At 69.5% G+C, this 12,282-nt stretch carries 12 protein-coding genes; 5 read left to right on the top strand and 7 right to left on the bottom strand.

Translation table 11 applies throughout. The features are described from left to right. The 4 genes from IH25_RS0136520 to idi form a co-directional block, all read left to right on the top strand. Positions 1-292 (top strand): QcrA and Rieske domain-containing protein (locus IH25_RS0136520; RefSeq protein WP_030605635.1); only part of this gene is annotated, 292 nt, incomplete at its 5' end. Beyond that, positions 289-1,926: a cytochrome bc1 complex cytochrome b subunit gene (gene qcrB, locus IH25_RS0136515; RefSeq protein WP_030621189.1), complete on the top strand. Its 1,638-nt coding sequence runs from the start codon at positions 289-291 to the stop codon at positions 1,924-1,926. The genes IH25_RS0136520 and qcrB, both read left to right, overlap by 4 nt. A gap of 202 nt (positions 1,927-2,128) precedes the next feature. After that, positions 2,129-3,382 (top strand): cytochrome P450, encoded by a 1,254-nt coding sequence (locus IH25_RS0136510; protein WP_030621185.1) that lies wholly within the window; start codon positions 2,129-2,131, stop codon positions 3,380-3,382. Positions 3,383-3,386: 4 nt separating this feature from the next. Then, positions 3,387-3,959, top strand: coding sequence for an isopentenyl-diphosphate Delta-isomerase (idi, locus tag IH25_RS0136505; RefSeq protein WP_030621182.1), 573 nt, complete (start codon positions 3,387-3,389; stop codon positions 3,957-3,959). Positions 3,960-4,031: 72 nt separating this feature from the next. On the opposite strand, the gene IH25_RS0136500 is transcribed toward idi, so the two are convergent. The 7 genes from IH25_RS0136500 to IH25_RS0136470 all read right to left on the bottom strand — a co-directional run bounded on the left by IH25_RS0136500 (position 4,032) and on the right by IH25_RS0136470 (position 10,993). After that, complete coding sequence (locus tag IH25_RS0136500) at positions 4,032-5,009, bottom strand: aminotransferase class I/II-fold pyridoxal phosphate-dependent enzyme (protein ID WP_037656354.1); 978 nt, start codon at positions 5,007-5,009, stop codon at positions 4,032-4,034. After that, positions 5,009-5,248 carry an acyl carrier protein gene (locus tag IH25_RS0136495; protein ID WP_030621175.1) on the bottom strand — a complete coding sequence of 80 codons (240 nt, stop codon included), beginning with the start codon at positions 5,246-5,248 and terminating at the stop codon, positions 5,009-5,011. The genes IH25_RS0136500 and IH25_RS0136495 overlap by 1 nt, the downstream gene beginning before the upstream one ends. A gap of 34 nt (positions 5,249-5,282) precedes the next feature. Next, the gene (locus IH25_RS0136490; RefSeq protein WP_030621173.1) at positions 5,283-6,293 is read right to left on the bottom strand and encodes a beta-ketoacyl-ACP synthase III; all 1,011 of its coding nucleotides are present in this window, start codon (positions 6,291-6,293) and stop codon (positions 5,283-5,285) included. Further along, positions 6,290-7,303, bottom strand: coding sequence for a phytoene/squalene synthase family protein (locus IH25_RS0136485; protein WP_030621171.1), 1,014 nt, complete (start codon positions 7,301-7,303; stop codon positions 6,290-6,292). The genes IH25_RS0136490 and IH25_RS0136485 overlap by 4 nt, the downstream gene beginning before the upstream one ends. Positions 7,304-7,412: 109 nt before the next feature. Further along, positions 7,413-9,191, bottom strand: a complete 1,779-nt coding sequence (locus IH25_RS0136480; RefSeq protein ID WP_051754382.1) for a thiamine pyrophosphate-binding protein — start codon at positions 9,189-9,191, stop codon at positions 7,413-7,415. Between the two features lie 72 nt (positions 9,192-9,263). Continuing rightward, positions 9,264-9,944, bottom strand: a complete 681-nt coding sequence (locus IH25_RS0136475; RefSeq protein ID WP_245172988.1) for a hypothetical protein — start codon at positions 9,942-9,944, stop codon at positions 9,264-9,266. Between the two features lie 77 nt (positions 9,945-10,021). Beyond that, on the bottom strand, positions 10,022-10,993 hold the full coding sequence (locus tag IH25_RS0136470) for a 3-oxoacyl-ACP synthase III family protein (RefSeq protein ID WP_245172987.1): 972 nt from the start codon (positions 10,991-10,993) through the stop codon (positions 10,022-10,024). Between the two features lie 588 nt (positions 10,994-11,581). On the opposite strand from IH25_RS0136470, the gene IH25_RS0136465 reads away from it, so the two are divergent. Next, a partial coding sequence (locus IH25_RS0136465; protein ID WP_030621161.1) for a hypothetical protein occupies positions 11,582-12,282 on the top strand: 701 nt, incomplete at its 3' end.

The following is a 12,282-nucleotide window of genomic DNA, read 5'->3' as shown; positions in this document are numbered from 1 at the left end:
CGACATCAAGGACAAGCGCGAGCTCGACTGGTCGCACCAGGGCATCGTCGCCTACTCGAAGATCTGCACCCACGTGGGCTGCCCGATCTCGCTGTACGAGCAGCAGACGCACCACGTGCTGTGCCCGTGCCACCAGTCCACCTTCGACCTCACCGACGGCGCCCGAGTGATCTTCGGCCCCGCCGGCCACGCTCTGCCGCAGCTGCGGATCGGCGTGGACAGTGAGGGTTACCTCCAGGCGCTCGGCGACTTCGAGGAGCCCGTCGGTCCTGCTTTCTGGGAGCGCGGATGAGTACTGCACCGAACGAACAGTCCCGCTCTCGCGGGAAGGCACCGGCCGGCGAGCGCGTCGCCGACTGGGCCGACGGCCGGCTCGGGATCTACTCCCTGGCCAAGGCCAACATGCGCAAGATCTTCCCCGACCACTGGTCGTTCATGTTGGGCGAAGTGTGCATGTACAGCTTCATCATCATCATCCTGACGGGTGTCTATCTGACGCTGTTCTTCCACCCGTCGATGAACGAGGTGGAGTACCACGGCTCCTACGTCCCGCTCCAGGGACAGCTGATGTCCGAGGCGTTCAACTCGACCCTGCACATCTCCTTCGACGTGCGCGGTGGTCTGCTCATCCGGCAGATCCACCACTGGGGCGCGGTGGTCTTCCTCGCCGGCATGTTCGTGCACATGATGCGCGTGTTCTTCACCGGCGCGTTCCGCAAGCCGCGTGAGGTCAACTGGCTGTTCGGCTTCCTGCTGTTCGTCCTCGGCATGTTCACCGGCTTCACCGGTTACTCGCTCCCGGACGACCTGCTCTCCGGCACCGGTGTGCGCATCGCCGAGGGTCTGGTGCTGTCCGTGCCGATCGTCGGCACGTACATCTCGTTCTTCCTCTTCGGCGGCGAGTTCCCCGGTCACGACTTCGTGGCCCGGTTCTACTCGATCCACATCCTGCTGCTGCCGGGCATCATGCTGGGTCTGATGGTGGCCCACCTGATCCTGGTCTTCTACCACAAGCACACGCAGTTCGCGGGTCCCGGCAAGACCGAGAAGAACGTCGTCGGCATGCCGCTGCTGCCGGTCTACATGGCCAAGGCCGGAGGCTTCTTCTTCCTGGTCTTCGGTGTCCTGGCGGTGCTGGCCGCGGTCGCGCAGATCAACCCGATCTGGGCGATGGGTCCCTACCGTCCGGACCAGGTGTCCACCGGCGCCCAGCCCGACTGGTACATGGGCTTCTCCGAGGGCTTCGTGCGTGTGATGCCGGGCTGGGAGATCAACGTCGCGGGCCACACGCTGGTCCTCGGTGTGCTCATCCCGCTGATCGTCTTCGGTCTGATGCTGGTCTCGATCGCGGTCTACCCGTTCATCGAGTCCTGGATCACCGGCGACAAGCGCGAGCACCACATCCTGGACCGTCCGCGCAACGCCCCGACGCGCACCGCTCTCGGTGTCGGCTGGCTGGTGTTCTTCGCGGTGGCCATGCTGGGCGGCGGCAACGACCTGTGGGCGACGCACTTCCACCTGTCGGTCAACTCCGTCACCTACTTCGTCCGGGTCTTCCTGTTCGCCGGTCCGGTCATCGGCTACATCGTCACCAAGCGGATCTGCCTCGGCCTGCAGCGCCGGGACCGCGAGAAGGTGCTGCACGGCCGCGAGACCGGCATCATCAAGCGCCTGCCGCACGGTGAGTTCATCGAGGTGCACGAGCCGCTCAGCCAGGAGCAGCTGCACACGCTCACCGCGCACGAGCAGTACGCGCCGGCCGAGATCGGCCCGACGGTCGACGAGAACGGTGTGGAGCGCAAGGTCCCGGCCTCGCAGAAGCTGCGGGCGAAGCTGTCCAACGCCTACTACGGCGAGCACGCCCAGATCCCGAAGCCGAGGGCGGAGGAGTACAAGGAGATCACGAGCGGCCACGGCCACCACTGATCCGCCGTTACTGATCGCCACGCAGGGCGGCCCCACGGACCCGGTCCGTGGGGCCGCCCTTTTGTGTACGGGATGTGTCGGCGGTTACCGATCCGTTATCCAGCCGTCGCCGGATCGACGTTATGATCACACTGTCGTGATCTTGAGCCGGGGCCAGAAGCCCGTACGGGCCGCCCACGGCGTGATAATGGGGGAGTCACTGATGGCAGATTCTGCCGAGCCCGAATTCTTCTTCGATCCGACCGACCCCGCATTCCGTCGGAACCCCTACCCGGTCTACGCGAAGCTCCGGGACGAGCACCCCGTCCTGGCGGGCCCGCTCAACTCCTGGGTGGTCAGCCGCTACGAGGACGTCGAGGCGCTGCTGCGTGACCGCCGGCTCGGCAAGGACCTCGGGGGCACCCAGTTCTTCGCCCAGGTGGCCGGCACCGGCCCCGACGAGGAGCCGCCGCCGTTCCTCGGCCTCGGCCTCGACGGCTGGGACGCCAACCTCTTCCGGCTGCTGGACCCGCCGGACCACACCAAGCTGCGCAACCTCGTCGCCGCGCCGTTCACCCCGTCCGCGGTGGAGGCGCTGATCAAGTCCGTCACCGCGGTCGTGGACGAGCTGCTGGCGGACCTCCCCGAGCGGTTCGACGTCATGGAGGTGCTGGCCTCCCAGCTGCCCGTGCGCGTGCTCGGCGACATGATGGGCATCGACCGCGAGGACCAGAAGCTCCTCGCCGCCTGGTCGACGGAGATCGCGCACATCCTGGAGCTGGGCGCCGCGCCGTCGGAGGACGTGGCGATCGCCTGCCAGCGCGCGGTGGCGCAGTGCACCGAGTACTTCGTCAAGGTGCTCCAGGAGCGCGAGGGCGGCGACGGCACCGATCTGATCACCGAGCTGACCCGGGCCGGCGAGACCATCGAGGGTCTGACGATCCACCAGATCGCCGCGGTGTGCGTGCTGCTCATCGTGCCCGGCCTGGACACCTTCGCCAACCTCATCGGCAACGCCGCGGTCATCCTGGCCGAGCACCCGGACGTGCTGGAGCGGCTCGCCGCCGACTCCTCGCTCGCCGACGACGTGCTGGACGAGGTGTTGCGGCTGGAGCCGCCCACGCACGCCTCCTGGCGCGTGGTCAACGAGCCGATCACCCTGCACGGCCGGACCATGGAGGCCGGTGCCGTGGTGCTGCTGATGCTGGCCGCGGCCAACCGGGACGAGCGGGCCTTCGAGAACCCCGACACCCTGGCGCTCGGCAAGCACGGCCGCAAGCACCTGTCGTTCGGCCGCGGCATCCACTACTGCCTCGGCGACAACCTCTCCCGGCTGATGGCCAAGGAGGCGCTGATCGGCCTCGCCAAGCGCTGCGCCTCGATCAAGCCGGACGACGACGAGGTGGCGCTGAAGCCCGGCCTGTGGCTGCGCGGCCCGGCCCGGCTCCCCGTCACCACGACTCCCCGGGTGGGCTGATCCGATGACCACGGAAACCTCCGGCGGCCCCGCCGCGGAACCGATCCTGCTCGAACTCGTCGACGAGGAGGGCCGGACGATCGGTGTCGCCGAGAAGCTCTCGGCGCACCAGGCGCCCGGCCATCTGCACCGCGCCTTCTCGGTGTTCCTGTTCGACACCGAGGGACGCATGCTGCTCCAGCAGCGGGCGCTGACGAAGTACCACTCGCCGGGCGTGTGGTCCAACACCTGCTGCGGGCACCCGTACCCGGACGAGCCCGCGCAGGAGGCGGCGGCCCGCCGCGTCGGCGAGGAGCTGGGCCTGCACGGCGTCCCGCTGGAGCCGGCCGGCACGGTCACCTACGAGCACCCGGACGAGATCTCCGGCCTGGTCGAGAAGGAGTACAACCACCTCTTCGTCGGCCTGGTGAAGGACACCCCGGAGCCGGACCCCGCCGAGATCCACGACTACCGGTTCGTGACCTCCGGGGAACTGGCCGCGCTGCGGGCCGAGACCAGCTTCTCGGCCTGGTTCCCCACCGTCCTGGAGGCGGCCCTGCCGGGCGTACGGCGCGTCGCGCCGGGCGGCGGCTGGTGACCACGCCCTGACACCCGAAAGAGCCGCTGCCCACGGGGAGACCGTGGGCAGCGGCTCTTTCGGGTGAGCGCGTCAGGCCAGGGCGCGCAGCACGCTGTCGTTGGCGTCGCTGTCGCCGACGGTGAGGCGGACGCCCTCGCCGGCGTAGACACGGGCCTGGACGCCCTCGCCCGCCAGGGCCAGCCGGATGTCCTCGGCCCGCTCCGGCTCGTCCAGCCACAGGAAGTTGGTGTGGCTGGGCAGCACCGTCCAGCCGCCGCGGGCCAGCCCGGCGGACAGCCGCTCGCGCTCGCCGACGATGACGGCGATCCGCTCCTCGAGCTCCGGCTGGGCCCGCAGGGACGTCTCCACCGCCACCGCCGACAGGGTGCTCAGGGCGTACGGCAGCTGGTACCGGCCGATCCGCGCGGCCCACCGGGGGGACGTCACGCCGTAGCCGACACGCAGGTTGGCCAGCCCCCAGGCCTTGGAGAAGGTGCGCAGCACCAGCAGGTTCGGAAACTCCCGGACCCAGCCCAGCGAGTCCGTACGGCCGGACGGGGCGACGAACTCGATGTACGCCTCGTCCAGGACCACCAGGACGTGCTCGGGGACCCGGCCGATGAACTCCCTCAGCTCGTCGCCGGGGACCAGTTGGCCGGTCGGGTTGTGCGGGTTGCACACGATGACCGCGTCCGCGTCCTGGACCGCCTTCGCCAGCGCCTCCAGGTCCTGGTGCCCGCCCGGGAGCAGGGGCACCTCGATACGGCGCGCCCCCACCATGTCGGCGAGCAGGGGATAGGCGTCGAAGTTGCGCCACCCGTATGCCAGCCCCCCGCCGGCGGGCACACTCGCCTGGAGCGCCTGGAGCGCGACGCCCACGGACCCCGCGCCGAGCACGACCTGCTCACCGGGCAGCCCCAGCCAGTCGGCGACGATCCCGCGCAGCCGCTCGGGATAGAACTCCGGGTACCGGTTGACCGCGGCGGCGTGCCGGGCGATCTCGGCGGCGACGGAGTCGAGCGGCGGCAGCGGGTGCTCGTTGAGGGTGAGCAGATGCGGCCGGGGCATCAGCCGACGCCCACCGAGGTCAGCAGGTCGCGCGCGTCCTGGAGCGTGGACTCGGCGCCGAGTTCGTTGCCGTTCAGCGTCGGGGTGCCGAACTGCCGCTCCAGGGCCACGATGAACTCGACGACCCCCATCGAGTCCATGCCGGCGTCTTTGAACGACGCGCCCTCGAAGAGGCGGTCGGTGGACTGGGGGAACCGCTCGTCGAGCAGCGCCTTCAGGTTCTGGTCGATGGTGTTCATGACTCTCTTCTCTGTGGAGGGTGCCGGGGTGCCGTCAGCCGTCGATCACCGTGAGGCCGCCGGGCCAGGTGAGCAGCGCCGAGCCCCAGGTCAGGCCGCCGCCGAAGCCGGTGAGGACCACCGGATCGCCCGCCCGCAGCCGTCCGTCGGCCGCACCCGCGGCGAGCGCCAGCGGGATGGAGGCGGCCACGGTGTTGCCGACCAGGTCGATGTTCTTCACGACCCGCTCGGCGGGCAGCCCGAGTTCCCGGGCGCAGGTGTCGAGGATCCTGACGTTCGCCTGGTGCGGGACCAGGTGGGCGACGTCCTCGGGGGCCAGCGCGGCGGCGTCCAGGACCTTGCGCACCGATGCGGTCATGTACCGGACGGCACGGGTGAAGACCTGCGGGCCGTCCATGTGGAAGTACCGGTCGCCCGGGGCCGCCTCGGCCCCGCTCAGCCGCTGCTCGGAGCCCCCGCCGGGCACCGTGATGAGGTCCACGCCGGTGCCGTCGCTGCCCAGGTCGAAGCCGCGCAGGGCACCTTCCTCGGCCTGGTCGCCGGCGCGCAGGACGACCGCGCCGGCGCCGTCACCGAAGATCACCCGGGTGGTGCGGTCCCGCGGGTCGAGGATGGTGGAGAAGGTGTCCGCCCCGATCACCAGGGCGCTGTCCGCCACCTGACCGGCGATCAGCCCCGCCGCCGTGGCCAGCGCGTACACGAAGCCCGTGCACACCGCGGCCACGTCGAAGGCGCCGGTCCCGGTCAGCCCGAGCGAGGAGGCGACCACCGGGGCGGTCGCGGGGCAGGGGCGGTCCGGGGTGCTCGTGGCGACGATGACGACGTCCACGCGGTCGGTGCCGGCCGACTTCAGCGCCCGGCGCGCCGCCTCGGTGGCGAGGTGCCCGGTGCTCATGCCCGGCGACGCGATGTGCCGCCGGGCGATGCCGGTGCGGGTCCGGATCCACTCGTCGGTGGTGTCCAGTTCCGACGAGAGCATGTCGTTGGTGACCACCTGCGGCGGGAGCCAGGTGCCCAGGCCGCTCAGGATCGCCCCGCGGGTCATGCCTCGGTGCCCCGGTACGGCGGCCGGATGCGGTAACCGGCGCGGGTGGCCTGCTGGTTGGCCTTGCGGGCGCGGGCGATGGCCTTGGCCGTGCGCGGGATCATCCGGCCCGAGACGAAGTCGAGGCCGCGCCGGGGGCTCTTGAAGAACGCGTAGTCGTCCTTGATCATCTCCGGGAACATGGAGTCGTGCGTCTGGATGTCGGTCTCCATGAAGATCCGCGCCGTCGGGTGCAGCGTCTGCGGCCAGGACCGGCCGGCGTTCATGTGCTCGCGGGCGATGTCGATCTCGAACTGGATCAGCTCGCGCAGCGCGTCGCTGATGTAGCCGCTGCCGATCTGGCGGTCCAGGTCCGCCCGGGTCAGGCCGAAGCGGGCCAGGTGGTCCAGCGGGAGGTACAGCCGGCCCAGGTCCAGGTCCTCGCGCAGGTCCCAGATGAAGTCCAGCAGCTGGAAGGCCGTGATGGTGTGCCGGCACAGCTCCTCGGCGTCCTCGCTGATCGGCTCGAAGATCTGGTTGATCCAGATCGCGGGCAGCAGCGTGACCGTCTCCAGGAAGTCGTCCAGCTCCTCCTGGTCGGCGTACTCGTACGTCGTCAGGGCCTTGCGGTGGCCGTCGACGAACTCGGGCACGCGCAGGTAGGGCAGGTCCCAGGTGCGCAGGGTGTGGACCAGGGCGCGGGCGAGGGCGGCGTCCGTCTGCTCCGACAGCGACAACGGGTGCTCGCTGGTGAGGTCCTCGCCCTTGGCGATGGCCAGGTAGGTGCGCTGCCACTCGTCCAGCCGGCGGGCCCGGACGTCGACGCTGAGGTTGATGTCGTCGGCCAGGTCGTCGATGTAGCAGACGAACGAGAAGAAGGTGTCGAAGTAGGGCCGCTTGGCCGGGTGCATCATGTAGCGGCCGAGGAAGCGGCCCCGCCCGATCTTGCGGAACAGCTGGGAGCTCGCGATGTAGTCGGCGCGCAGCCCGGAGTCCGTGATACCTGCGAGGTCCAGCTCTTGCACTGTCATGTGAGTTCTTTCCGATGGGGTCCGCGCGTCCCCGGGGCCCCGCTCGCCCGGATGCGGCGGCGGGGTGGCTGACGGGGAGTGTGGACGAAGGCGTACGGAGGGCGAAGCGTCAGAGAGCGCTGCCGGTCATCTCGTACGAGACGGCGGCCTGTCGCTGCCCGGGCACCGGCACGGTGGGGGCGCCGGCGGGCATGAAGGAGGCGAAGGGCGGCTCCTCCTCCACGGTGAGCCTCAGTTCGAGGACCCCGGGCAGATGCGTGTGGCGCCGGTACTCGTCCAGCTGCCGGGTCAGCTCGGCGGCGGTCCCGGCACTGCCGACCCACAGCCGGTCCGGGGTGCCGAGGCCCCGCGCGACCGTGGACACGTCGACGGGCGTGTAGTCCACGGCGGTGATCCGGGAGTCGAAGAACCGCTGCTGGCGCGTGGCGCACATGCCGTGCATGCCGTTGTTGAAGACGACGTACAGGATGGGCAGGCCCAGCTCCACGGCGGTGTGCGCCTCCAGGCCGCTCATCAGGAACGCCCCGTCACCGCAGAACACCACGGTCCGGGTGCCCTCCGGCGAGCCCAGCTGGGCGCCGACGGCCGCCCCGACGCTGTAGCCCATGCCGCCCATGCCCAGCGCGATGGTGGAGGAGGAGCCGGCCGGGACGGACCCGTAGTGCATGGCGGCGACGGCGCAGTTCCCGGCGTCGTAGAGCAGGTGGCCGCCCTGCGGCAGGTGTTCCTGGAGCAGCCGGACGGCCTCGCTCTGCAGCAGCGCGTCCTCGTCCTTCCGGCCGGTGCGTCCCGGGACGGGTACGGCGGGCCGGGCGACGAAGCGGGTCAGCTCGTAGCCGGCGACCGGCGGGGCCGTGAACGGGCGCTCGGCGCGCAGCCGTTCCAGCAGCCGGAACACCTCGCCGATGTCTCCGCGGACCGTGGTGTCCGCGAGGCCCGAGCGCTCGATCTCACCGAGGTCGATGTTGACCGCGCCGGCCCGTGCCGGGTCCCAGTCGCCCAGCGCCCGCCGGGTCATCATGGCCAGGCCGGTGCCCACCAGGACCACCAGGTCCGACTTGGCCACGTACTCGGCGGCCGAGGGATGGCCGCCCTCGCCGACGACGCCCAGGTACAGGTCGCTGTCGTGGGGGAACTCGCCGCGGGCGCCCATGGTGGTCACCACGGGTATCCCGGTCCGCTCGGCGAAGACGCGCACCGCCTCGGGGTCGCAGGAGCGGCGGTTGCCGTGTCCGAGCAGCAGCACCGGGGCAGTGGCCTCGCGCAGCCGGTCGAAGAGGGCGGCCACGTCCTGCTCGGGCAGTGGCTCGGGCTCGATGAAGGCGCCGAGGTGGGCCGGCCAGTCGGCCGGGAGGTCACCGACCTCCAGCTCGTAGACGTCCCGGGGGAGCAGCAGGGCCACCGGGCCCTTGCGCCCGCTCAGGCAGGTGCCGATGGCGTCGCGCAGCAGGTCCCAGAAGCCCTCCGCCCCGGTGACCCGGACGGTCTTCTTGGTGATGGCTCCGAGCAGGGCCTGGCCGTCCACGGTCCGGCCGATCCCGGAGGAGTCCTGGAAGGAACCCCGGCCGTCCAGGGCGGCCGGCGGCTGCCCGACCAGCGCGAGGACCGGCACCGACTCGGCGTAGGACTCGGCCAGCCCGGCGACCAGGTTCATCATCCCGCCGCCGGAGGTGGCACAGCACACGCCCAGCGTGCGGTGCACCCGGGCGCGGGCGTCCGCCATGTTGGCCGCCCCGTCCTCGCGCTTCGCCAGCACGGACGTCAGACGGCCCTGACCGAGTCTTTCGATCGCATCGTGGACGTGCTCGATGTTCGCGCCGCTGACGCCGAAAACGTATCCGGTGTCCAGATCGCGCAGAACCGTGACCAAGGCGTCGGCCAGCCGCATAAATCCCCCATGTGTGGCGTGTGCTTCGTCGTGGTGCGAAAGCGGGGCGGCCGCAGCCGCCCCGCGGCGGGCTCAGGCCTTGCCGGCGCCGAAGCGGTGCTCCAGGATCCGCTTGAGGTTGCCCATCTCGATGCTGTGGCCGGCGTGGAAGACGGGCCAGATGTCACCGACCCAGACGCGGTCGGTGCGCGCCCGGCCCTCGGCGATGTAGTCCGGGACGTTCTCCGTCGAACGGTCGTAGTACGGGTGCTTGCAGTTGGTCCACAGCACCACGGTGCCCGGCTTGTCGAGCACCTTCGACGAGTCGATGATCGTCATGTAGTAGCGCATCCACAGCTCGTGGCCCTGGTCCCAGGCGCACGGGTAGACCACGAGACCGTGCTCGGGACCCTTCTGCGCCTCGGCGCGGATGTAGATGTCCGTGTTCGGCTGGATCATCTCGTCCGCGCGGTACAGACCGCCGCCGAGGTGCTTCATGTTGCGGATGCTGTACGTCCACTCCTCCAGGGAGCGGGCGTTGGCCGCGTACTCGAAGACGATGTCGTAGGGGACGTTGATGTGCTCGGCGAGGGAGCAGTACTGACCGAAGATCTCGCCGTGGTCGTACGTCTCCTTCGTCTTGCTCTCCATGAGCTTCATCATGTCGTCCATGCCGGTGTTCTCGTTCCACACCAGGTCCAGGCCCTGAAGGTCGGACCGGTCCAGGACGTAGTTCTGGGCCAGACCCGACTCGTCGGGAACGCGCTGGGACATACTTCTCCTCATGCAGTGGTAAAGGAATGAACGAAATGATGTGAAAGGGAGCGGGCAGGCGGGGGTGCCCGGGAAAGTCAGTTCCAGCGCCAGACCATGGAACCGACGAGTTCCCCGCCGTGCGAGAAGGTCGCGAAGGCGATGAGATCGCCGGGCGAGATCATCTTCTTGTCGAGGGCGTCGGCGAATGTCACCGGAAGAGTGCCCTGGAACATGTTGCCGTAGACGCCGAGCGTGTCGTGCGCCCGGGAATCGTCGAATCCGCAGCGCTTGCGCCACTCGGCGACGTATTTCTCGTTCGGCTGGTGGGTGATCAGGAAAGCGATGTCCTTGTTCTCCACACCGGCCTTCTCCAGCGCGATGTCGACCGCCTGGGGAAGCTGTTCCATGGTGACGGTGTACAGCCGTGCCAGCATGGACTGGTCGAACTTCACGGTGAGCGCGCCGGAACCGGCCGACCAGTAGGGGATCTCCATGCCCTCCACGGTGTCCGGCTCGACCTTGAGCGCTCCCCAGTTCTCCCCGAAGGCCTGCTCGTGGATGGAGAGGATGGTCGGTTCGTCGCCGGCCGTGACGAGGGTGGCGGACGCGCCGTCACCGAGCACCCGGGACTCGGGCGCCTTCTGGAACTCCTCCAGGCGGGAGACGAAGTTGGTGACCGTGACCACCGCGACCGTACGGTACTGGCCCGAGTCGATGAAGGCCCGGGCCGTGTTGATGGAGGAGATCCAGGAACAGCAGCCGTTGTCCACCTGGAGCACGGCCGCCTTGGTGGCGCCGACCGCGTACTGGATGGCGGTGCCGACGCCGGGTGAGAAGGCGTCGTTCAGCTGGGAGGCGCAGATGATGAGGTCGACGTCGGCCGCCGCTACGCCGTTTCGCTCCAGGAGCTTCTCGAGTGCCTTCGCGCCCAGCTGGGCTGACGTGTAGTCGGGCCAGGCGAAGCGCCGCTCGTGCACGCCCGCGAAGAACGCGTGGTCGCTGAGGTCGCCGCCCTCGCTCGGCAGCTCGCTGTTACTGACCACCCGCTCCGGCATGAAATTAACCACGTCGACAATGCGAGTTTGTGACACGAATTTTTCCCCGTCTTTGTACTGATGCTGCCCGCGGAAATGCCGATCGGACACATGTCGGGGCCCCGAGAGAACAATGAGAGAGATCGTTGAATGGCCCCGCTTCCCCCGTCGTGTGCGCCGACGACGGAGGGGAATTCTCGTGCGCGGTGAGAACGAAAATCACCTTATGATCACGGCGATAACGGATCGATACCGGCGAGATAACTAGATGGTAACGTTCGGTCGCGTGTTTGGCCGAATCCCGTCATACCGCAGCGAGTTGATGATCCGTCGGGTTCCGCCGTACGGCCGATTTACCGCAGTGGGCCGCTAAACGTGACCTTTCTAACGCCGATTCACCGCTGGCCGGATTACGGGGTGATGAACAGGGTTCGGCCGGGCGGCACGCGGCCCGGCCGTGCGGCGGTGCGCGCGCCCTCCCGGGCGGGTGTGCGCGACCCCTCCGGCCGGCGGTTCCGGCCCTTGTGTTCGAAACACCCCCGGCCGGAGTAATGGCCCGGCTATCCGGACAATCTGCGTAGTACGGTGTGAAAACACCAAACCACGGCGGTCTGGAGCACTATGGGAAACCGGGACATGCCGGAAGGGCGTCCGCGTGCCGAGCAGCCCGCCGGCGACGGTGTGCACGGTGCCCTCTCCGTGGCCGACGAGGAGAATCCGTTCGCGGACCCCGGACTTCCGCCGCACGAGCACCGGATCCAGGACGTCGACGAGCGGGCCGCCAAGCGGTCCGAGCGCGCGGTGGCCCTGCTGTTCACCGTGTCGATGCTGGCCACGATCGGCTTCATCGTCGCCTACCTGCTGATTCCCCAAGACAAGTCGATCTTCGTCTTCCCTCTCGGCCGCATCGGCGCGATGAACTTCGCGCTGGGCCTGACGCTGGGCGTGGCACTGTTCTGCATCGGCGCGGGCGCGGTCCACTGGGCGCGCACCCTGATGTCGGACGTGGAGATCGCCGACGACCGGCACCCCATCGAGGCGTCACCCGAGGTGCGGGCGAAGGTCCACGCGGACTTCCGCCAGGGTGCCGCGGAGTCCGGCCTCGGCCGCCGCAAGCTGATCCGCACCACCCTGCTCGGCGCGATGGCGCTGGTGCCGCTCACCGGTCTGATGCTGCTCGGCGGCCTCGGACCGGCACCCGGCACCACGCTGCGCCACACCCGGTGGGCCAAGGGCAAGCGCCTGGTCAACATGAACACCAACCAGCCGCTGCGTCCCGAGGACGTGGCCGTCGGCTCGCTGACCTTCGCCATGCCCGACGG

Source organism: Streptomyces achromogenes subsp. achromogenes (genome assembly GCF_000720835.1).
In the GTDB taxonomy this organism is placed as follows: Bacteria; Actinomycetota; Actinomycetes; order Streptomycetales; family Streptomycetaceae; genus Streptomyces; species Streptomyces achromogenes.
This window is presented reverse-complemented; position numbering and strand designations above follow the sequence as displayed.

Coding starts and splice junctions, on each gene's coding strand:
- qcrB (WP_030621189.1), top strand. CDS start 289: ATGAGTACTGCACCGAACGAACAGTCCCGCTCTCGCGGGAAGGCACCG.
- IH25_RS0136510 (WP_030621185.1), top strand. CDS start 2,129: ATGGCAGATTCTGCCGAGCCCGAATTCTTCTTCGATCCGACCGACCCC.
- IH25_RS0136480 (WP_051754382.1), bottom strand. CDS start 9,191: ATGCGGCTGGCCGACGCCTTGGTCACGGTTCTGCGCGATCTGGACACC.
- IH25_RS0136500 (WP_037656354.1), bottom strand. CDS start 5,009: ATGCCCCGGCCGCATCTGCTCACCCTCAACGAGCACCCGCTGCCGCCG.
- idi (WP_030621182.1), top strand. CDS start 3,387: ATGACCACGGAAACCTCCGGCGGCCCCGCCGCGGAACCGATCCTGCTC.
- IH25_RS0136485 (WP_030621171.1), bottom strand. CDS start 7,303: ATGACAGTGCAAGAGCTGGACCTCGCAGGTATCACGGACTCCGGGCTG.
- IH25_RS0136475 (WP_245172988.1), bottom strand. CDS start 9,944: ATGTCCCAGCGCGTTCCCGACGAGTCGGGTCTGGCCCAGAACTACGTC.
- IH25_RS0136490 (WP_030621173.1), bottom strand. CDS start 6,293: ATGACCCGCGGGGCGATCCTGAGCGGCCTGGGCACCTGGCTCCCGCCG.
- IH25_RS0136495 (WP_030621175.1), bottom strand. CDS start 5,248: ATGAACACCATCGACCAGAACCTGAAGGCGCTGCTCGACGAGCGGTTC.